The organism is Coprococcus sp. AM100_B19A, from assembly GCF_027662015.1.
Classification (GTDB): Bacteria; Bacillota; Clostridia; order Lachnospirales; family Lachnospiraceae; genus Allocoprococcus; species Allocoprococcus comes.
On the sequence record NZ_JAQDKN010000005.1, the window covers coordinates 131,884 to 150,583 of the forward strand.

Consider the following 18,700-nt stretch of genomic DNA (forward strand, 5'->3'; position numbering starts at 1 on the left):
TTTTTGAAATGGGTGTATAAAAATCAAAAATATAATATTTGTCTACTGATAGATCGGTTTTTTCTCGTATCTCGGTTCAGATGTAACCTGGATGGATAACTTCTGGAACAGACGGATATCTACATTCGCAAGCATAACGGATACATGAGCCTGGCAGCCTTTTAAATTCGGGACTTGTCTGAGTGCCTGTTCAGCAACCGGATTGGAAGAGGCACTGATAGAAAGTGCAATCAGAGCTTCATCGATGTGAAGTCTTGGGTTCTTGCTTCCAAGGAATTCGGTTTTAACTTTCTGGATCGGTTCCAGGGCAGTCGGTGAGATCAGGTGCATATCATGATCGATTCCGGCGAGTTCTTTTAAGGCGTTCAGGATCAGGGCAGCAGATGCGCCAAGCAGATCAGAGGTTTTTCCTGTTACGATGCGTCCGTCCGGAAGCTCCAGAGCGGCAGCCGGTGCACCGGTTTCTTCAGCGCGTGCAAGGGCGGCATCAACAACCTTACGGTCATGTACGGTAACTCCTGCCTGATTCATCAGAAGCTCGACCTTATAAGTCTCTTCCTTCGGGCATTCACCGGAAAGGAAACGGTCCATGGTGCGGTAGTAGCGGCGAATGATCTCCTGACGGGAAGCTTCTTTGCAGACTTCATCGTCACAGATGCAGTTGCCAGCCATGTTAACACCCATGTCTGTTGGTGATTTGTATGGATTTTCTCCGTAAATGCGCTCAAAAATTGCACTCAGTACAGGGAAGATCTCTACGTCACGGTTGTAGTTGACGGTAGTAACACCGTAAGCTTCCAGATGGAACGGGTCGATCATATTTACATCGTTAAGGTCAGCAGTAGCTGCTTCATATGCTAAGTTGACCGGATGCTTTAACGGGATATTCCAGATCGGGAAGGTTTCGAATTTGGCATATCCTGCGCGGACTCCGCGCTTGTGCTCATGATAGAGCTGGGAAAGGCAGGTAGCCATCTTTCCACTTCCAGGTCCAGGTGCGGTGATGACAACCAGAGGTCTGCTTGTCTCAATATATTCGTTCCTTCCGTATCCTTCGTCACTTACGATCAGCGGGATGTTGGAAGGATAACCTTCTATTACATAATGGATATAAACTTTAATGCCAAGCTTTTCCAGACGTCCTTTGAAAAGATCGGCACTGTTCTGTCCGGAGTACTGTGTGATAACAACACTTCCGACAAAGAGACCATTGGCTTCAAATTCGTCTTTCAGGCGGAGAACGTCAGTGTCATAAGTGATCCCAAGGTCACCGCGGATTTTGTTGGCTTCAATATCGGCTGCACTGATAACGATCACAATCTCTGCGGTATCCGATAATTCTTTTAGTAAATGTAATTTGCTGTCCGGCTGAAATCCCGGAAGCACGCGGGAAGCATGATAGTCATCGAAAAGCTTTCCACCGAATTCGAGATACAGTTTGTTGTCAAACTGATTGATTCGCTCACGAATGTGAGAAGACTGCATTTGCAGGTATTTTTCATTATCAAACCCAATTTTCATAAAGTTCCATCCTTTTTGTCCATAATTTTACTTTCATAGAAGCAATTCAAACCTAGTATACTATAAAATATGACTTTTTTACAATCTTTTCATAAATTTTTCATTGATTTCTAAAAAACGCCTACTTATAATAGAGAGGACGACATTTAGGAGGTAGGTATGGATAACCAGAATAATAGAAATAAGCAAAACCTTCCGGGAAATAATAACCCGAATAATAAAAATAACCGCCAAAGATGGAATATTATATTATTTACCGTTATGCTGATCTCGTTTATCGTATTTGCGCTGTATCAGTTCCGGGAAGACACAGATGCCCGGGAGATTACCTATGATCAGTTCCTGAACATGGTAGATTCCGGGGAAGTTAAGAAAGTTGTGATCGAGGATGACAAGATTGTGATCACAGCGAAGACAGAAGCTGAGATGAAGAACAGCAAGAAAAAAGGCGCTTCTGAGAGCGATGTGGTCGAAGGTTCTGTAGCAGATAACAACGACAGCAGCAGTAAGGACAGCAGCGATGACAGTACAGGTCTGTTCAGTAATGTGACAAGGAAGCAGTATTATACCGGTATTGTGAAGGATGATACCCTTTCGGACAGACTGTATAAAGCAGGTGTTGAGTATGAACAGAAGATACCGGATTCTACATCTTATATGGTGATGAATCTTCTGGTCAACATTGTTCCGCTTGTGATCATGATCGGTCTGGGCGTGATGCTGATGCGCCGTATGACAAAGGGTGGCGGCATGATGGGCGTTGGCAAGAGCAATGCCAAGATGTATGTGGAAAAATCTACCGGAGTCACATTTAAGGATGTAGCCGGTCAGGATGAAGCAAAAGAATCCCTGCAGGAAGTAGTCGATTTCCTGCATAACCCTGGCAAATACACTGGAATCGGAGCGAAGCTTCCGAAGGGAGCACTTCTTGTAGGCCCTCCTGGAACCGGTAAGACACTTCTTGCAAAAGCAGTTGCCGGAGAAGCAAAAGTACCGTTCTTCTCTCTTTCAGGTTCTGCATTTGTTGAGATGTATGTCGGTGTCGGAGCGTCAAGAGTACGTGACCTCTTTAAGCAGGCACAGCAGATGGCGCCGTGTATTATTTTTATCGATGAGATCGATGCGATCGGAAAAAGCAGAGATTCACAGCTTGGTGGCAATGATGAAAGAGAACAGACACTGAATCAGCTCCTTGCAGAGATGGATGGATTTGACAGTAATAAAGGTCTTCTGCTTCTTGCGGCCACGAACCGTCCGGAGATCCTGGATCCGGCGCTTCTCCGTCCGGGAAGATTTGACAGACGTATCATCGTAGATAAGCCAGATCTCAAGGGACGTATTGATGTCCTGAAAGTACATGCCAAAGATGTTAAGATGGATGAGACAGTCAATCTGGAAGAGATTGCGCTTGCAACTTCCGGGGCAGTCGGTTCTGATCTTGCCAATATGATCAACGAGGCTGCGATCAATGCAGTAAAAAAAGGAAGAAATGTTGTATCCCAGGCAGACCTTTTTGAGGCTGTTGAGGTCGTTCTTGTGGGTAAAGAGAAGAAAGACCGTATCATGAGTCAGAAAGAACGCCGTATCGTATCATACCATGAAGTCGGTCATGCACTGGTAACTGCCCTTCAGAAGGACGCAGAACCGGTACAGAAGATTACAATCGTTCCGAGAACCATGGGTGCACTCGGTTATGTGATGCAGACACCGGAGGAAGAAAAGTTCCTGAATACCAAGGCTGAGCTGGAAGCAATGCTGGTGACAGCCCTTGCAGGACGTGCAGCAGAGGAACTGGTGTTTGACACAGTTACAACCGGAGCGTCGAACGATATTGAGCAGGCAACCAAGATCGCAAGAGCGATGGTAACACAGTATGGTATGTCTGAAAAATTCGGACTTATCGGACTGGAATCTATCCAGAACCGTTATCTGGACGGAAGAGCTGTTATGAACTGCGGAGAGGCAACCGCGGCAGAAATCGATCAGGAAGTTATGAAGATGCTTAAGGGAGCATATGCAGAAGCGAAGAGAATGCTTTCCGAGCATCGTGAAACGATGGATCAGATCGCCGGATTCCTGATTGAGAAAGAGACGATCACCGGAAAAGAATTCATGAAGATTTACCGCAGATGTGAAGGAATTCCGGAACCGGAAGAAAAGAAAGAAGAGAATCCTGTAAAAGAGCAGACGATCGAGATGCCGAAGAAAGAGGCAGATACCGAAGCTGCACAGCAGGAAGAGAAAGAAACGCAGAAGAAAGTAGAAAGAGATGAAGACGGATTCATCCTTCCGCAGAAGCGTGACTAGTCTAAAATAACAGAAGATGCAGAGGTTTCAGAACAATAGGTTCTGAAGCCTCTTTTTTTTCTGTAGATTCTTTTGAAAGAATGACTTGTATTGTCTGCAGGAAGCAAGGTATAATGTGACTATGGAAAATCAGACATTTATTATTGAAGACGAACTTAAAAAACTTCCTGGGAAACCGGGAGTCTATCTGATGCATGGGGAAAAGGACGAGATCATTTATGTTGGAAAGGCGATCAGCCTGAAGAACCGTGTCAGACAGTATTTTCAGCCGAGCAGGAACCGGGGAGCCAAGATTGACCAGATGGTGACGCATATCACCCGGTTTGAGTATATCGTGACGGATTCGGAACTGGAAGCACTGGTTCTGGAATGCAATTTGATCAAGGAACACCGGCCAAAGTACAATACGATGCTGATGGATGATAAGAGTTATCCATTTATCAAAGTGACAACCGGCGAAGCATATCCAAGGATTATGATGGCAAGGCAGATGAAGAAGGACAAGTCAAAGTATTTCGGCCCTTATACCAGTGTGACGGCGGTAAAAGATACGATCGAACTGATCCGGAAGCTTTACCGTCTGCGTAGCTGTAACCGCATCCTTCCGCGCGATATCGGGAAAGAAAGATGCTGTCTCTATCATCATATCAAGCAGTGCGATGCACCGTGTCAGGGGTATATTTCGCAGGAAAAATACAGAGAGTCGGTTGATGAAGTACTCAAATTCCTGGGAGGAAATTATGATAAAATCTTAAAGGATCTGGAGAAAAAGATGCAGGAGGCATCGGATGATCTGGAATTTGAGAAAGCAATTGAATACCGGGAGCTTCTGCACAGCGTGAAGCAGATTGCACAGAAGCAGAAGATTACCGATACAGGGGGCGAGGACCGGGATATTGTGGCTCTTGCAAGAGAGCATGAGGATGCGGTGGTACAGGTATTCTTTATCCGCAATGGTCGTTTGATCGGCAGAGATCATTTTTATCTGCGGATTGCCCAGGGAGATGAAAATGCAGAGATCCTCTCCAGCTTTATCAAGCAGTTTTATGCCGGAACGCCATATATTCCGGGCGAACTGATGCTTCCGGTGGAACCGGAAGAGCGGGAGATCCTGGAAGCATGGCTTGGAGAAAAACGTGGGCATAAGGTTCATTTCCGTATCCCGAAAAAAGGGGAAAAAGAAAAGCTTGTTGAGCTTGCGGCGAAAAATGCAAAGATGGTACTGGAAAAAGATAAGGAGCGTATCAAGCGTGAAGAAGGAAGAACGATCGGTGCAGTAAAAGAAATAGAAAAGTTGCTTGACCTTAATAACCTGGTGCGTATGGAGGCGTATGATATTTCCAATACCAATGGATTTGCCTCGGTAGGGTCGATGATCGTTTATGAGAGGGGCAAACCGAAACGAAACGATTATCGTAAGTTCCACATCAAGGGTGTGCAGGGGGCGGATGATTATGCAAGTATGCGTGAGGTCCTCACCAGAAGGTTCCGGCATGGTCTGGAGGAACAGAAAAGCGGGAAAGAGCTGGGAAGTTTTAATGTTTTTCCGGATCTGATCATGATGGATGGTGGAAAAGGACAGGTTAATATAGCACTGGAAGTACTGGATGAACTTCATTTATCCATTCCGGTATGCGGTATGGTCAAAGATGACCACCATCGGACGAGAGGACTCTACTATCAGAATATTGAGATTCCGATCGACCGCAATTCCGAAGGGTTTCGGCTGATCACAAGAGTGCAGGATGAGGCACACAGATTTGCTATAGAATTTCACCGGAAACTGCGTAGTCAGGGACAAGTGCATTCGATCCTGGATGATATTCCGGGAATCGGACCTGCGAGAAGGAAAGCACTGATGCGGACATTTGCCAGCCTGGATGAGATTAAGAATGCAGAGGTGGAAGATTTGAAAAAAATTCCATCAATGGATGAAAAATCGGCAAAAAACGTGTATAATTTTTTCAGAGGAAGCGAAAAGGAAGGTACAGAAGCTACTCTGATGGAAGAACAATAAAAGGAGACAGGACTATGGGAGTTACATTAACAAAAATCGTAGAGAAGATGGAACTTAGAAATCTTACTCCGGATGTCGATATGACACAGCGGGAAGTAAAAATTCCGGATATTAACCGTCCGGCACTTCAGCTCGCCGGATTTTTTGATCATTTTGATTGCGAACGGATTCAGCTTATCGGATATGTAGAGTACACTTATCTGCAGACACTGGAATATGAGCATAAGATGAAAATATATGATACACTGCTTGAGTATGGGATTCCATGCTTTATTTTCTGCAGAAATCTGCAGCCGGATCCGGAATTTCTGGAGAAAGCAGTGAAGAACAATATTCCGGTATTTATTACGGATAAACAGACTTCTTCCTTTTCTGCAGAACTGATCCGCTGGATGAAAGTGGAACTGGCACCGTGTATTTCAATTCACGGGGTACTGGTGGATTGTTATGGAGTCGGTGTTCTGATCATGGGAGACAGCGGTATCGGTAAAAGTGAGGCGGCACTGGAGCTGATCAAGCGAGGCCATCGTCTGGTAACAGATGACGTGGTGGAGATCCGGAAGGTCAGTGATGATACTCTTGTTGGTACAGCACCGGATATTACCCGCCATTTTATTGAACTTCGCGGAATTGGCATCATTGACGTAAAGACGCTGTTTGGTGTGCAGAGTGTAAGAGAGACACAAAATATTGATCTCGTCATTACGCTTGAGGACTGGAACAAGGATCGCGAATACGACAGGCTTGGACTTACTGAGGAGTATACAGAATTTCTTGGTAATAAGGTTGTATGCCACAGTATTCCAATCCGCCCGGGACGTAATGTTGCCATTATCGTAGAATCAGCGGCAGTCAACCACAGACAGAAACAAATGGGCTATAACGCAGCTCAGGAGCTGTACCGCCGGGTACAGGAAAATCTAAAAAAGAATATGTAAGGAGCAGGAGACAGATGAAATATTGTTTTGGTATCGATATAGGCGGAACGACAGTAAAGATGGGACTTTTTCAGGAAGACGGAGAGCTTCTTGACAAATGGGAGATCAAGACACGTACGGAGAACCAGGGAGAAGCAATACTCCCGGATATTGCGCAGGCAGTGAAAGCAAAGATGGCAGAAAAGAAACTGGTGAAGGAACAGATCATCGGACTTGGAATGGGGCTTCCGGCACCGGTAACCGAGGATGGAATTGTTCAGAATACAGCAAATCTCGGATGGGGATACAAAGAAGTGACACGTGAACTGGAAGAGCTTCTTGACGGAATGAAAGTGATTCCGGGGAATGATGCAAATGTAGCTGCGCTTGGTGAGATGTGGAAAGGTGGCGGAAAAGGCCACAAGAATGTTATTATGGTTACCCTTGGAACCGGTGTTGGCGGTGGAATCATCGTGGATGGAAAGTGCCTTGTAGGGGCACACGGTGCTGGCGGAGAGATCGGTCATCTGTGTGTAAACTACCAGGAGACAGAAACCTGTGGATGTGGAAAGAAAGGCTGTCTGGAACAGTATGCTTCAGCAACAGGAATCACAAGACTTGCCAATATGCGTCTTGCAAAAGATGAGAAACCAAGTACCCTCAGAAATGTAGCAGAGATGTCTGCGAAAGAAGTGTTTGATGCAGTGAAAGCCGGAGACGAAGTTGCAATCGAAATCGCAACTGAATTTGGAAAGTATCTGGGACATGCGCTGGCGAACCTTGCAGCTGCCTGTGATCCGGCGGTTATCGTAATCGGCGGAGGGGTATCAAAAGCCGGAGAGGTTCTGCTGGATTACATCAAAGGTCCATTTAAAGAAATGGCATTCTTTGCAGACAAAGATACAGAATTTGCACTCGCAGAACTTGCAAATGATGCAGGAATCTGCGGAGCAGCAAAACTGGTACTGAAATAAGTGAAAGATATTATAAAAAAACAAAAATCTTGTGAGAAATATTTAACATTCTTGCAAGATTTTTGCTTTTTACAGAAGAAAATGCAGAATGTAAAATGTTTACATTTGACATTCTGCACAAAATGATGTAGACTTATCATAGTAATATTATTAAATAAGCCTATGAACTCTAAAGAATTATGAAGAGGAAGACGAAATGATAATACGTAAAACATTAAGAGAGCAAGTAGTTGAAATTTTAAGACACAAGATTTTATCAGGAGAGATCAAACCGGGAGAACGAATTATAGAGGCAAAAGTAGCAGAAGAGCTGAAAGTCAGCAGAGGTCCCTTAAGAGAAGCTCTTAGGCAGATTGAAGAAGAAGGGCTGGTTGTATATGAAGCACAGAAAGGCTGCGTAGTAAAGACGATGACTTATGAAGAGATGCAGGAAACATACCTGATCCAGTCTACGCTTGAGAAACTGGCAGTGCAGATGTGCGGGGGAGAGATCAGCAAAGAACAGGATGAAGAGATGCAGAAGCTTGTTCTTTCCATGGAGAAAGCGGCCAATCAGAAAAATCTGTATGAAGTTATAGAATTCGATGAACAGTTCCATGAATGTATTGTGAAGACCGCACACAGTGAAAAACTTCATAGAATCTGGAAAATACTGGAAGGAGGGAATACGGCGGCATATTATACGATGGATACAAAAACTCTGGTACCATTTGATGTGGTCCACATCAATCATCAGAGAATTTTGGATCTGTTTCATAAAGGGACAGTCGAAGATATCTGTAAAGAGATAGAATTCCACTACATGGTTGTCCCGCATGTTCTGTACGAAAATCAAAAGAAAAAAGGAGAAAAGAACTGAAGGTATGGAGAGAAAGAATATGTATTTAATTAAAAACGGAACCGTTCATACAGGGACGGGGAAAGTGCTTGAAGAACATGATATTTTAGTTGAAGGAACGAAGATTAGAAAGATTGGAAAGAATCTTTGTGAAGAAGATGCAGAAGTGATTGATGCAACCGGAAAACAGGTTTTCCCGGGTTTCATCGATCCACATTCTTCTATCGGAGCTATGGGGATTCCGACTCGTTACAGAGATAATGCAGAAACTACAAATGTAATCAATCCGGATCTGAGCGTGAAGTATGCCATCGATCCAGATGAAGTGAATGCACAGGAATTCTACAAATCAGGAATTACATCTGTTGGATTTTCACCGGATCACAGCAATGTGATCGGAGGACAGATTACAGTGTGTAAGACAGCTCCGGATCATATGGCAAACCGTATTGTAAAAGAGCACGCAGCAATGAAGGGAAGCGTATGCTCAACCGTTAAGGATGTATATGGTGCAAGTAACCAGATGCCGAAAACAAGAATGGGAATTTTCCATTTGCTCAAAGAAGCAATCAGAAAAGATGACCTTTTGAAGAAATATCAGATGCCATTTGTCATCGCAGCAGAAACTGCAGGTGAGATTCAGTGTCTTATGGAGCTTCTGAAAGATGAAGATATCCAGCTTACAATCGTAGACGGATTTGAATTCGGCGATGCGATCGAAGAACTGAAAGAAAAAAAAGTTGGAATTATCTTTGGTAATTTCAGCAACCTGTCACAGATTTCAAAACATGTAATCGACCTTTCCAGATTAAAAGAACTGGTAGAAAACGGAAACCGCATCGCATTTACAAACACATGCAAAGGTGCTTCTGAAGGTAGAGAAGTATTCATCTGGAGTGCAATCGAAGTATATCGTGCAGGAATCGATGCTGAGGATGTAGTAAAAATGATGACGATCCAGCCAGCCGAGATGCTTGGTGTTGCAGATCAGATCGGAAGTATCGAAGTTGGAAAAGACGCGGACATCACAATTTACAGTGATCATCCTGTAAAATCTTATGCGGCACACGTACAGTTTTGTATGATAAATGGAAAGGTGGTATTATCGTAATGCAGACATTAATCAAAAATGGTATTTTGTATACAATGACAGAGGATAAGGGCATCTTTCAGGGTGATATTCTCGTCGAAGGAACAAAGATCAAAGAAGTAGCAGAACATATCAGTGAAGACTGCTTAGAGGATGGAGATAAGCTCATTGAGGCAGAAGGATATTATGTTCTTCCGGGACTTATCGATGCACATTCTCACATCGGATTATTTGATTTCAATGTGGATCCGTGTGTAGACGATGCCAATGAGATGACAAATCCGGTTACTCTTTCTGTTGATGCACGTTTTGGAACAAATCCAAATGCAAGAGAATTTAAAGTAGCTTATGAGCACGGAATCACAACCATGCTTCTGACTCCGGGAAGCGGAAATGTATTTTGCGGACTTCCGTTTGCACTTAAAACTTATGGAAACAATGTGTTTGATATGACAATCAAATTTCCATGTGCTGTAAAGATTGCTCTTGGCGGTAATCCGAAAAATACATACGGAGATCAGAGAAGACTTCCGATGACAAGAATGGGAATCGCTAAGGTTCTGGATGATACCTTTGCAAAAGCAAAGAAATACATGGAAGACAAAGAACAGAATAAAGAAGTGGAGTATGATCCGGATATGGAAGCTCTTTGCCTGGCTTTAAAAGGAGAAATTCCATGTAAGATCCACTGTACACAGTATGATATGCTCACAGCAATTGAGATTGCGAAAAAATACAACGTACACTTCTCATTAGAACATGCATGGGGAGCAACCGATTATCTGGATGAAATCGTGGAAAGCGGATGCGATGTATGTTACGGACCGATTGCAACTTACCGTAGTCCTGGAGAACGTAGAAAAATCGATGTGGAAGCTGTAAAAATGCTAGATGACAGAGGAGTGAATGTGGCGATGATCACTGATTCACCGATTCTGAGTGAAGAATCTCTGTATCATCATGTGGGAGAAGCAGTGCGTGAAGGACTTGCACAGGAGAGAGCAGTAAGAACGGTTACGATCAATGCTGCAAAAGTGCTGGGCGTAGAAGACCGTCTGGGAAGCCTGGAAGAAGGAAAAGATGCAGATATTATTGTAATGAAAGGAAAACTCGGACTTGATACCGATGCAATGGTATACTATACGATGATTGAAGGTAAGATCGTATATCAGAAATAGAAACCAGATTGATAGATAAAAAAGAGAGATCAGTGAATTTCAAATATTCACTGATCTCTCTTTATTCTAATTAGATGATAGATTCTTACTGTCCATTGCCAGAATCTGAGCCGCCGGTATTGCCGGAATCAGTGCCGCCACCGGTATTACCGGAATCGCCACCGGTATTACCAGAATCGCCACCGGTATTACCAGAATTGCCACCGGTATTACCAGAATTGCCACTATTATTACCGGAATCAGTGCCGCCGCCGGTATTGCCGGAATCACCGCCGGTACCACCGGTAGTATCCCCATTAGTGCCGGTAGAGTTACCGGAGGAGTTTCCACCCGTTGTACTATTAGAATCGGATTTGTCATTCGAATTTTTTGTACTGTTTGTGGTAGTTGACTTGCTTGCATGTCCGGAACATGTCTCGGTCGGGACAGTATCCGGATCAAACCATTCGGTCTGTGACGGACAGCCGGAACCGGCAAGTTTACCGGAAATTGTACATACGCTCTTCTGAACGAGAGAACTTGGCATCTCGAAGTCTTTGTAGGTAAGTCCCAAAGCTTCATCGATCCGGTTCATGATCTTAGCCCAGATCTTGAAATGATAGTTCCAGCTTCCTTCAGACATTTCCTGGTTACCATCGTAACCCATCCAGATACCACAGGTATAATACGGTGTAAATCCTTCGAACCAGAAGTCACGGTTGTCGGAGGTTGTACCGGATTTACCGGATGCAGGCATATTATTGAGCTGTGCATCGGTTGCAGTACCCTTTGTGACAACATCCTGCATGGCGTTGGTAAGAAGTGCTGCAGTTGTATCTTTGATCACAGTGTGGCTTTCCGGATTGGAGTTGTCGATCAGGACATTACCATCATGATCCAATACCTTTGTGTACAGGGATGGTTTGTTATATACACCGCCGTTTGCAATGGATGCATAGGCTGCTGTCAGTTCATAGTTGTAAACACCATGGGAAATACCACCAAGAGCAAGAGACTCTACAGCATCGTCTTCGGTAAGTGTGGAAAGCCCAAATTTCTCGCAGTATTCAAAACCAAGATTGATACCAATCTTATTCAATGTCTTTACCGCAATGATGTTCATGGACTGTTCGATCGCCTGACGGTATGTTACGGTACCTTTATAGTAATCGCCCCACCAGTTATGAACCTGATGATGTTCAAGGTCGTGCTGATAGTAGTATTCTTCATCAACTTCGGTGGTAGCAAGTGTAAGATCTGCGCTGTCCAATGCCGGAGCGTATACGGCAAGAATCTTGAATGTAGAACCTGCGTTACGGGTAGAACCCTTGTATGCGCGGTTCAGTCCACGGTTGGTTGTCTTTTGTCCACGGCCACCGACAAGAGCTTTGATCTGCCCTGTTTTCTGATCGATGATGGTTAGTGAAGTCTGCGGCTGTGGAGAGAGGTTGACGTACTCATCATAGGTCTCGCCATCCTGGAGAAGACTGTTACGGAATGCGTCAATTCTTTCCTGTGCAGCTTCCTGTGATCCGAAGAGAAGTCCTTCATCATCACCGTACTGATCTGCCCCGAATTGTTTCAGGTGTCCGGCACTGTAGTTATCTACCGAGCCATCAGTATGATAGACTGTGAGGGCATAATCAACACCCCAGTCAATATTGACCGGATAATTGTTGTCATCATTCAATTCTTCATCACAGATGTTCTGCATCGTAAGATTCTGAGTTGAATAAATGGTGAGACCACCGCTGTACAGTGCGTTCTCTGCCTGTGTCTGGGAATATCCAAGTCCGTCTTCTGAGGTGAGATCTTCGATCAGCTGCTCAGACAGGGCATCAACAAAATAAGAGTTGACGGTGTTGGTCTCTTCGATCCGTGTATTTACGTTCTGAATTCTGGAATATACGTCATCTGCCAGTGCTTCATCATGGGCAGCCTGGTCGATCCAGCCCTGATCGAGCATATTATCCAGAACTTTTTTGCGGCGGGTTGCGTTGTCTTCCGGATTGGTGATCGGATTGTATCTTCCCGGATTCTGTGTGATTGCAGCGATGGTTGCAGATTCGGAAAGGTTAAGTTCATTGACATCCTTATTAAAATATCTCTGTGCGGCTGACTGTACTCCCAGACAGTCCTGACCAAGGTTGATCGTGTTCAGGTAGCTTTCAAGGATTGAATCTTTATCAAGCTGCTTTTCAACCTGAATTGCGAGATACTGTTCCTGGATCTTACGTTCCAGCTTTTCTTCAAAAGTGTTTTCATTTACAAAGTCAGGAAAGACATTGTTCTTGATCAGCTGCTGGGTAATGGTACTGGCTCCTTCAGAGAAGTTGCCACCATGAGTGATACCAACAACAAAAGCACGGATAATACCTTGGATATCAATACCGTTATGCTTGTAAAAACGGGAGTCTTCGATTGCGACGAATGCATGCTGCAGATCCTCCGGGATCTGATCAATCGTCTTATATACACGGTTGGCACCTGCACCGGTGAATTCGGCTATTGTTGTCGTGCCGTCATCTGCAAGTGCGGTGGACGTATAACCCTGTGGTTTGATGCTGTCAGCTGTAATCTCAGGTGCATTATCAATCACATGCCTGATGATAAAGCCACCTCCGATCGCTGCGAGGATACAGCAGACAAAGATACATAATAGAAAACCTTTAAAAAGGCGAACGCCCAGTTTCTTTTTGTGCATATTCTTTTTCGATGTTATGCGTTTTTGTTTTTTAGAAGCTTTTCGCTTTCCATAATTCATGAATGCTTCCTCCTTCATATTGCAATATTATATCAAACTTGATAATTTAAATAAAGGAAAACTTGAAAACTTCAATGTTCCATTTTACAAAATTAAGAAAAATTTCGGAAATATAGGGAAATTGTAACATTTTTGTAATTTTCTTGCATCTGAAGAAATAGATTTGTATACTGGGAATAGTGAAAATATAAGGAAAATGAAGGGAAAAACGCAGACATGCAGGAAGAATACAAAACAGTATACCGGGGAGGAGAAGGGGAAATTGTTGAAAAGAAATCCCGTTTTATCGCAACGGTAAGACCGGTACACTCAGAAGAAGAAGTACTGGCATTTATAGAAGAAGTGAAGAAAAAATACTGGGACGCAAGACATAACTGTTTTGCTTATGTGATCGGTGTAACAAATCCAACTCTGAGATGTAGTGATGACGGGGAGCCTGCAGGTACAGCAGGAAAACCGATGCTGGATGTGCTTACAGGGGAAGGTCTTCACGATACGGCGGTTGTTGTGACCAGGTATTTTGGCGGGACGCTTCTGGGAACAGGTGGTCTGGTGCGGGCTTATCAGGGAGCAGTAAAGGAAGGTCTTCAGGCAAGTACTGTGATCACAAAGCGCCTGGGTTACCGGTATGAGATTGGAACGGATTATACCGGACTTGGGAAGATCCAGTATATCCTCGGACAACGGCAGATCAGTGTGCAGGATACACAGTATACGGATAAAGTGCTGATGAAAGTGATTCTGCCTTATGATCAGGAGCAATGTGTGGTTTCCGAGATTACAGAGGGAACAAATGGACAGGGTGTGATCGAAAGAGGAGACAGCTGCTATTTTGCGGAGGATGGAAAAGAAATCTTGGTTTTTGAGGAATAGAACAGGAAAAAGAACCCCTATACAGAACGGAGAATCCGTTCTGTATAGGGGTTTTAATGTCTTAGTATACAGGAGGAACTGCAGATAGCAAGTTCTCTGTATGAGCTTATTGGTTTACTGGAATTCCGGTTCGATCAGACCGTAGGTTCCATTCTTTCTCTTATATACAACATTGACTTCGTCTGTCTCAGCATTGCTGAATACGTAGAAGTTATGTCCGAGAAGTTCCATCTGAATGCAGGCATCCTCCGGGAACATTGGTTTGATGCCGAAACGTTTGGTACGGACGATCTCAATCTCGTCTGACTCTGCTGCCGAAGTATCGGATTCAATAAATTCCTGACGGAAATCATGTCCGCCCTGCTGTTTTGCAATCAGTTTGGTTTTATACTTTCTGAGCTGACGCTCGATAATTTCTTCTACGAGATCAATGGATACATACATATCGCTGCTTTCCTGCTCGGAACGGATAATGTTTCCTTTTACAGGGATCGTAACTTCGATTTTCTGACGTTCTTTTTCTACACTGAGTGTAACGATAATGTCAGTTTCAGGAGTAAAATACTTTTCCAGTTTTCCTAATTTCTGTTCTACAGCCTGTCTGAGACCAGGTGTGATGTCAATGTTTCTTCCGCTAATGATAAAATTCATACAGCTCAACTCCTTTTTTCTCATATTTCTCATAGTATGTACGGAGATAAGTGCATCTATAAGAGCTTGACCGGCAGGATGTATAGATAGTTTTTATATCCTTCCGGCTATAGCTACATTATACTCTATCATAGGGGAGAGATGCAATGGTAAATGCAAAAAAATTATTAAAATTCTGTAAAGAAAACTGAATTATCAGAAAATTCTGTCAATGTATGGAGCGGATTACTTCGATACGACTGATCTTGCCATTATGCATTTTGGCAACGCGCAGACCAAAATTATCGAAGAATGTACTTGCACCAACACCAATTTCCGTTTTTTCCTGTTCAAATCTTTTAGTGATCACGTCATATAAGGTTTGTTCATCTTCATATGGAATATGGACGTGCAGGATGCTGTTTACAATCCGTGCTTTTGTAGTAGCACGGAAAATGATTTTTTCAGATTCATCAAATTCAATAAAAAGGAACTTTCTGGTTGCAAATAAAAGTGCGATGGAGATCACACCGATCAGGCTGGATACCGGATTATTATGTGCCATGATCACCTGTCTGGCGATGGCAAATAACAGCACCTCAAACACAGTGGAAGGCTTGTGCTGATAAAGCATACGGATCAGCTCGACACCAATGATCAGATTGAAACAGGTTTCTACCAGGTCTTCGTAATTTGGATAAATATTCAGATCCGGAACATTTGGCATGGACAGGATCAGCTGGACAAGCAGAATGATGATTCCGGCAGCCAGAACGAATGAAATGATAAATTCCAGAAGTACGGTCAGCTTATGGAGTGCTGCGTTTAAGTATTTTTTCATAAAAAATCCCCCTTGTTCGTTGTATACAAAGATTGTAACGGATACAAGGGGGAAGTGTAAAGAAAAATCTATAGTTTTTTACTGGAAATTGCTTCTCTTACGGAGTTTCGGATCCAGAATCTTTTTACGGATACGCAGGCTCTTCGGTGTGACTTCCAGAAGTTCATCGGTATCGATGAAATCAAGTGCTTCTTCCAGACTGAGGATTCTCGGCGGAGTAAGCTTTAAGGCTTCATCAGCACTTGAAGAACGGGTATTGGTAAGGTGTTTGGTCTTACATACATTCAGTTCGATATCATCTGTCTTCGCATTCTGACCGATTACCATACCGGAGTAAACCTTTTCACCAGGTCCGATGAAGAGTGTTCCACGATCCTGTGCGTTGAACAGACCGTAAGCTACAGCTTCACCTGTCTCGAAGGCGATCAGGGATCCCTGGCTTCTGTACTGGATATCTCCTTTATACGGAGCGTAGCAGTCAAAGGCTGTGTTCATGATACCGTTACCTTTTGTATCGGTCAGGAATTCTCCACGATAACCGATCAGACCTCTTGACGGGATGGAGAATTCAAGACGGGTGTATCCGCCATTAGACATTCCCATGTTGCGGAGTTCGCCTTTTCTCTGGCTTAATTTATCGATAACTGTACCTGTAAATTCATCCGGTACATCAATGTATACGGTTTCCATTGGCTCGAGCTGCTTGCCGTTTTCGTCTTTTTTGTAAAGAACTTCGGCTTTGCTGACTGCGAATTCATAACCTTCACGACGCATGTTTTCAACGAGGACGGAAAGATGAAGCTCTCCACGTCCGGATACCTTGAAGCTGTCTGTGTTGTCTGTCTCTTCAACACGAAGGCTGACGTCTGTATTCAGTTCACGGAATAGACGGTCACGGAGGTGACGGGAAGTGACGAATTTACCCTCCTGTCCTGCAAACGGACTGTCGTTGACAACGAACTGCATTGCGATCGTAGGCTCGGAAATCTTCTGGAATTCGATCGGAACCGGATTGTCCGGCGAACAGATCGTATCACCGATGGAAATATCTGCAATACCGGAGATTGCAACGATAGAACCGATGCCTGCTTCTTTTACTTCTACTTTATTCAGACCGTCAAATTCATATAATTTGCTGATCTTTACTTTTTTCTGTTTGTCCGGATCATGATGGTTTACAACAACTACATCCTGGTTGACAGAAATCGTTCCGTTATCGACTTTTCCAACACCGATACGGCCAACGTATTCATTGTAATCGATGGTGCTGATCAGCATCTGTGTACCTGCATCAGGATCTCCTTCCGGAGCCGGGATGTAATCCAGGATGGTCTCAAACAGAGGAACCATGTCTTTCGGTTCATCGTCGATATTGTAAGTTGCATATCCGTCTCTTGCAGAAGCAAAAAGGAACGGGCAGTCAAGCTGTTCGTCAGATGCGCCCAGATCGATGAGAAGTTCAAGAACTTCATCGATAACTTCATCCGGACGTGCTTCCGGACGGTCGATCTTGTTGATACATACGATAACCGGGAGCTTCAGTGCAAGAGCTTTTTTCAAAACGAATTTGGTCTGAGGCATGGCACCTTCAAAAGCGTCAACCAGAAGAACCACTCCATTGACCATCTTAAGGACACGTTCTACTTCTCCACCGAAATCGGCATGTCCAGGAGTGTCAATGATATTGATCTTTGTATTTTTATAAACAACTGCAGTATTTTTGGAAAGAATGGTAATTCCACGTTCACGTTCGATATCGTTGGAATCCATTACTCGTTCGGCTACTTCCTGATTTTCACGGAAAACACCGCTCTGTTTTAAAAGTTCATCTACTAATGTTGTTTTACCATGGTCAACATGGGCGATGATAGCGATATTTCTAATGTCTTCACGTTTTGTCTTCATATTCTCAAAACCCTTCTTATTACCTATTTAAAGTTACAACCCGTATAGTTTATCACATTTTGAAAAATTTACAAGTAGAAAGAAAAAAATTTGACTTTCTGCAAAAAAAGAGTTTACTTTTTGTTCTAAAAACTGGAAAAGCTTCATAGATTAGATAGTGATCAAGAGTAAGAACGCGGTAAAATACGCCTGCGAAGAGGAAGGAGATTTACATTATTATGTCAGATAAGATTATTGAAAATAACCAGGTAACGATCATGGGAAAGGTAGCAACTGAATTTTCATTCAGCCATGAGGTCTTCGGAGAAGGCTTTTATATGGTAGAGGTAGAAGTGAAAAGACTGAGCAATTCAGAAGACCGTATTCCGCTGATGATCTCAGAGAGGCTGATCGACGTGACACAGGATTATACCGGAGAGTATATTATGGTGCACGGACAGTTCCGCTCTTACAATCGGCATGAAGAGCAGAAAAACCGTCTGGTATTATCCGTATTTGTACGGGAGATTTCCTTTATGGAAGAAGAACCTGACGGGACAAAGACCAACAGTATTTGGCTGGATGGCTATATCTGCAAGGAACCGATCTACCGGAAGACACCGCTTGGAAGGGAGATCGCAGATCTTTTGCTTGCGGTTAACCGCCCATATGGAAAATCTGATTACATTCCATGTATCTGCTGGGGGAGAAATGCAAGATATGCCTCCGGTTTTGAAGTGGGAGAGCATGTACAGCTTCTGGGAAGGATCCAGAGCAGGGAATATGTAAAACGGATTTCAGATACCGAGACGGAAAAGAGGGTTGCTTATGAAGTTTCGGTCAGTAAACTGGAAAAGACTCTGATTGACAGTGCCTGCATTTAATGC

General features: G+C 43.7%; 14 protein-coding genes. 9 read left to right on the forward strand and 5 right to left on the reverse strand.

Going from position 1 to position 18,700, the window contains the following annotated elements; all coding sequences use genetic code 11:
• Nucleotides 1-42: 42 nt before the first annotated feature.
• Complete coding sequence (locus tag PGQ33_RS06805; RefSeq protein WP_008374444.1) at nucleotides 43-1,521, reverse strand: DUF1846 domain-containing protein; 1,479 nt, start codon at nucleotides 1,519-1,521, stop codon at nucleotides 43-45.
• A 159-nt stretch (nucleotides 1,522-1,680) separates the two neighbouring features.
• Here PGQ33_RS06805 and ftsH point away from each other — a divergent pair, with 159 nt between their 5' ends.
• The 7 genes from ftsH to PGQ33_RS06840 all read left to right on the forward strand — a co-directional run bounded on the left by ftsH (nucleotide 1,681) and on the right by PGQ33_RS06840 (nucleotide 10,842).
• Nucleotides 1,681-3,828 (forward strand): ATP-dependent zinc metalloprotease FtsH, encoded by a 2,148-nt coding sequence (gene ftsH, locus PGQ33_RS06810; RefSeq protein WP_055156964.1) that lies wholly within the window; start codon nucleotides 1,681-1,683, stop codon nucleotides 3,826-3,828.
• Between the two features lie 121 nt (nucleotides 3,829-3,949).
• Nucleotides 3,950-5,845 (forward strand): excinuclease ABC subunit UvrC, encoded by a 1,896-nt coding sequence (gene uvrC / locus PGQ33_RS06815; RefSeq protein WP_270205547.1) that lies wholly within the window; start codon nucleotides 3,950-3,952, stop codon nucleotides 5,843-5,845.
• A gap of 14 nt (nucleotides 5,846-5,859) precedes the next feature.
• Complete coding sequence (gene hprK, locus PGQ33_RS06820) at nucleotides 5,860-6,783, forward strand: HPr(Ser) kinase/phosphatase (protein WP_008374454.1); 924 nt, start codon at nucleotides 5,860-5,862, stop codon at nucleotides 6,781-6,783.
• Between the two features lie 14 nt (nucleotides 6,784-6,797).
• Nucleotides 6,798-7,736, forward strand: a complete 939-nt coding sequence (locus tag PGQ33_RS06825) for an ROK family glucokinase (protein ID WP_008374456.1) — start codon at nucleotides 6,798-6,800, stop codon at nucleotides 7,734-7,736.
• 196 nt (nucleotides 7,737-7,932) lie between these two features.
• Nucleotides 7,933-8,595 carry a GntR family transcriptional regulator gene (locus PGQ33_RS06830; RefSeq protein ID WP_195250794.1) on the forward strand — a complete coding sequence of 221 codons (663 nt, stop codon included), beginning with the start codon at nucleotides 7,933-7,935 and terminating at the stop codon, nucleotides 8,593-8,595.
• 19 nt (nucleotides 8,596-8,614) lie between these two features.
• Nucleotides 8,615-9,685, forward strand: coding sequence for an amidohydrolase family protein (locus tag PGQ33_RS06835; RefSeq protein WP_270205506.1), 1,071 nt, complete (start codon nucleotides 8,615-8,617; stop codon nucleotides 9,683-9,685).
• Nucleotides 9,685-10,842 carry an amidohydrolase family protein gene (locus PGQ33_RS06840; RefSeq protein ID WP_270205507.1) on the forward strand — a complete coding sequence of 386 codons (1,158 nt, stop codon included), beginning with the start codon at nucleotides 9,685-9,687 and terminating at the stop codon, nucleotides 10,840-10,842. The genes PGQ33_RS06835 and PGQ33_RS06840 overlap by 1 nt, the downstream gene beginning before the upstream one ends.
• 85 nt (nucleotides 10,843-10,927) lie before the next feature.
• Here PGQ33_RS06840 and PGQ33_RS06845 read toward each other — a convergent pair whose 3' ends face one another.
• Nucleotides 10,928-13,585, reverse strand: a complete 2,658-nt coding sequence (locus PGQ33_RS06845; protein WP_270205508.1) for a transglycosylase domain-containing protein — start codon at nucleotides 13,583-13,585, stop codon at nucleotides 10,928-10,930.
• 216 nt (nucleotides 13,586-13,801) lie between these two features.
• On the opposite strand from PGQ33_RS06845, the gene PGQ33_RS06850 reads away from it, so the two are divergent.
• Nucleotides 13,802-14,458: a YigZ family protein gene (locus PGQ33_RS06850; RefSeq protein WP_270205509.1), complete on the forward strand. Its 657-nt coding sequence runs from the start codon at nucleotides 13,802-13,804 to the stop codon at nucleotides 14,456-14,458.
• Nucleotides 14,459-14,572: 114 nt separating this feature from the next.
• On the opposite strand, the gene hpf is transcribed toward PGQ33_RS06850, so the two are convergent.
• The 3 genes from hpf to typA form a co-directional block, all read right to left on the reverse strand.
• On the reverse strand, nucleotides 14,573-15,109 hold the full coding sequence (gene hpf, locus PGQ33_RS06855) for a ribosome hibernation-promoting factor, HPF/YfiA family (protein ID WP_022220288.1): 537 nt from the start codon (nucleotides 15,107-15,109) through the stop codon (nucleotides 14,573-14,575).
• 208 nt (nucleotides 15,110-15,317) lie between these two features.
• Nucleotides 15,318-15,929 carry a transporter gene (locus PGQ33_RS06860; protein WP_008374483.1) on the reverse strand — a complete coding sequence of 204 codons (612 nt, stop codon included), beginning with the start codon at nucleotides 15,927-15,929 and terminating at the stop codon, nucleotides 15,318-15,320.
• Between the two features lie 78 nt (nucleotides 15,930-16,007).
• Nucleotides 16,008-17,834 (reverse strand): translational GTPase TypA, encoded by a 1,827-nt coding sequence (typA, locus tag PGQ33_RS06865; protein WP_117556949.1) that lies wholly within the window; start codon nucleotides 17,832-17,834, stop codon nucleotides 16,008-16,010.
• 218 nt (nucleotides 17,835-18,052) lie between these two features.
• Here typA and PGQ33_RS06870 point away from each other — a divergent pair, with 218 nt between their 5' ends.
• Nucleotides 18,053-18,697, forward strand: coding sequence for a single-stranded DNA-binding protein (locus tag PGQ33_RS06870; RefSeq protein WP_008374486.1), 645 nt, complete (start codon nucleotides 18,053-18,055; stop codon nucleotides 18,695-18,697).
• Nucleotides 18,698-18,700 lie beyond the last annotated feature (3 nt).

Excerpts from the sequence above, each read along its gene's own strand:
- PGQ33_RS06805 (WP_008374444.1), bottom strand. The coding sequence starts at position 1,521 with ATGAAAATTGGGTTTGATAATGAAAAATACCTGCAAATGCAGTCTTCT.
- ftsH (WP_055156964.1), top strand. The coding sequence starts at position 1,681 with ATGGATAACCAGAATAATAGAAATAAGCAAAACCTTCCGGGAAATAAT.
- uvrC (WP_270205547.1), top strand. The coding sequence starts at position 3,950 with ATGGAAAATCAGACATTTATTATTGAAGACGAACTTAAAAAACTTCCT.
- hprK (WP_008374454.1), top strand. The coding sequence starts at position 5,860 with ATGGGAGTTACATTAACAAAAATCGTAGAGAAGATGGAACTTAGAAAT.
- PGQ33_RS06825 (WP_008374456.1), top strand. The coding sequence starts at position 6,798 with ATGAAATATTGTTTTGGTATCGATATAGGCGGAACGACAGTAAAGATG.
- PGQ33_RS06830 (WP_195250794.1), top strand. The coding sequence starts at position 7,933 with ATGATAATACGTAAAACATTAAGAGAGCAAGTAGTTGAAATTTTAAGA.
- PGQ33_RS06835 (WP_270205506.1), top strand. The coding sequence starts at position 8,615 with ATGTATTTAATTAAAAACGGAACCGTTCATACAGGGACGGGGAAAGTG.
- PGQ33_RS06840 (WP_270205507.1), top strand. The coding sequence starts at position 9,685 with ATGCAGACATTAATCAAAAATGGTATTTTGTATACAATGACAGAGGAT.
- PGQ33_RS06845 (WP_270205508.1), bottom strand. The coding sequence starts at position 13,585 with ATGAATTATGGAAAGCGAAAAGCTTCTAAAAAACAAAAACGCATAACA.
- PGQ33_RS06850 (WP_270205509.1), top strand. The coding sequence starts at position 13,802 with ATGCAGGAAGAATACAAAACAGTATACCGGGGAGGAGAAGGGGAAATT.
- hpf (WP_022220288.1), bottom strand. The coding sequence starts at position 15,109 with ATGAATTTTATCATTAGCGGAAGAAACATTGACATCACACCTGGTCTC.
- PGQ33_RS06860 (WP_008374483.1), bottom strand. The coding sequence starts at position 15,929 with ATGAAAAAATACTTAAACGCAGCACTCCATAAGCTGACCGTACTTCTG.
- typA (WP_117556949.1), bottom strand. The coding sequence starts at position 17,834 with ATGAAGACAAAACGTGAAGACATTAGAAATATCGCTATCATCGCCCAT.
- PGQ33_RS06870 (WP_008374486.1), top strand. The coding sequence starts at position 18,053 with ATGTCAGATAAGATTATTGAAAATAACCAGGTAACGATCATGGGAAAG.